The sequence below is a fragment of the Halobacillus sp. genome (assembly GCF_049282395.1).
In the GTDB taxonomy this organism is placed as follows: Bacteria; Bacillota; Bacilli; order Bacillales; family Halobacillaceae; genus Halobacillus.
Map to the genome: position 1 here is coordinate 1 of NZ_JBAPTY010000364.1, position 1822 is coordinate 1822.

At 39.2% G+C, this 1822-nt stretch carries 2 protein-coding genes and 1 pseudogene; 1 reads left to right on the forward strand and 2 read right to left on the reverse strand.

The features are described 5' to 3' along the window. Together WAM07_RS15390 and WAM07_RS15395 are read right to left on the reverse strand one after the other, a co-directional pair. A pseudogene (locus WAM07_RS15390) lies at positions 1-318 on the reverse strand (hypothetical protein); the annotation flags it as partial. Positions 319-517: 199 nt separating this feature from the next. Continuing rightward, positions 518-853 carry a winged helix-turn-helix transcriptional regulator gene (locus tag WAM07_RS15395; RefSeq protein WP_422168237.1) on the reverse strand — a complete coding sequence of 112 codons (336 nt, stop codon included), beginning with the start codon at positions 851-853 and terminating at the stop codon, positions 518-520. 122 nt (positions 854-975) lie between these two features. Between WAM07_RS15395 and WAM07_RS15400 the strand changes: the two genes are divergently transcribed. Beyond that, on the forward strand, positions 976-1470 hold the full coding sequence (locus WAM07_RS15400) for a lactoylglutathione lyase family protein (protein WP_422168235.1): 495 nt from the start codon (positions 976-978) through the stop codon (positions 1468-1470). Positions 1471-1822: the final 352 nt, after the last annotated feature.

Below are 1822 nucleotides of genomic sequence, written 5' to 3' on the forward strand. Positions count from 1 at the left end.
ATCAATATGAACCTGGATCGCCTCACCATCCTCTACTTGCATAGGTTCCAAACCTTCCGTCATTTCCTCATGGTTCATCTGGTCGACAGTGGCAGAATCCTCTGAACAGTCAGGGGCAAAACACCCGCGAATCATATTCGTTTCAATTTCTTCTCCTTCATAGGTGAAGGTTACGGTTGGCTTTTCCTCTAACACGTCTTTGCTCTCATTTTGAGCTTCAGTGGAGCCTGAGCTGGATTCAGAATTGGAATTCTCCGTTTCTCCGGGCTGACAGGCCGCTAAAGTTAATAATAGAACCAAATAAACAAACTTTCTCACACTCCTACTCCCCTAAACAAAATCATATTGTTTACGAATCATTACAAGCTATGATTCTCACCTAAACGATTTAGCCCTCCTTATAATCAAATAAACTCAACTACGGAATAATTAAATGAAAAAAAGAATAACCGGGCTCAATGATAAGCATGGTCATTCTTATTTATACAGAGTGAAGGAAAAAATAAAGGTAATTGTATTATTCTAAAGACCCATGCTCCGTGCCCCACAGGTGCATCTCTTCAAGAATTGGCATCAGCGTCTTTCCAAAGGCTGTAATCGAATACTCTACTTTAGGAGGAATGCTGTTATATTGCACCCGATGAATAAAGCCATCCTCCTCAAGCTCTTTAAGCTGCTGACTTAAAACTTTATGGGAGACACCGGGAAGCAGCCTTCTTAAAGCATTGTAACGAAGAGTTCCATCTACGTTCAGGTGCCACAATATAACGGTTTTCCACTTGCCACCTATTTTCTTCAGCGTATATTCGATCGAACATTTCAATTTACCGTCCTTATCCATTGGAGCATCCATTTTCATACCGTCCTTCCTTACTTTTTAGTAAGTGTCTCACTAAAAAGTGCATACTTACATCGTCTATTATTGAAAATTATAATGGATGTTGTACAAAAAAAGAAATGAGGAGGAACGTTAATATGCACACTTATCCGAGAGCATTTTCTCATATAGGATTATCCGTACCTAATTTGGATAAGGCGGTTCAATTTTATACAGATGTAATGGGATGGTATGTCATTATGGAGCCTTCAGAGGTGAAAAATGATGATACACCGATTGGCCAGATGTGCCGTGACGTCTTCGGCAACGATTGGGACGAGTTTAGAATCGCTCATTTAGCCACAGGGGACCGGATCGGTATCGAACTATTTGAATTTCCGGAGAATGAACAGCCGGAAAATAACTTTGAATACTGGAAAACGGGGATCTTCCATTTCTGTATTCAGGATCCGGACATCGAAGGCATGGTTGAAAAAATCAAACAGCTTGGCGGGAAGCAGCGGATGCCGATCCGTGAATATTATCCTGGGGAGAAGCCGTTTAAAATGGTTTATGTAGAGGATCCGTTTGGTAACATTTTCGAGGTCTACACGCACAGTTATGAGTTAACTTATTCGGAAGGCGCTTATTAAATAAGACAGGGCGAATCTATAAAAAATAGGTTCGCTCTCTTTATTTTTTAAGGCGAAATTATATTCTTCAGGATGTGCCCTTCCCTGAAAATTGTATAATTTGTGGTTAGAAAAACTATAATAATATGCTCCATATTAAAGAAAATTGGAATTGGATACATAGACAAAAGAGGTATGTACTTTCATTATAGAGGATAATCTACGAAAATCTGAAACAATCCAGTCAACTTGTACGTAAAAAGAATAAAGGTAGACTAGAGAAGGTTGAAATAATTCTGTGCAAATCTAGGATTGGAGAGAAAGTTTTATGACTTGTGATGATGATCAGTGAATGGAGCATTCAGTATAGCAA

Coding starts and splice junctions, on each gene's coding strand:
- WAM07_RS15395 (WP_422168237.1), bottom strand. CDS start 853: ATGGATGCTCCAATGGATAAGGACGGTAAATTGAAATGTTCGATCGAA.
- WAM07_RS15400 (WP_422168235.1), top strand. CDS start 976: ATGCACACTTATCCGAGAGCATTTTCTCATATAGGATTATCCGTACCT.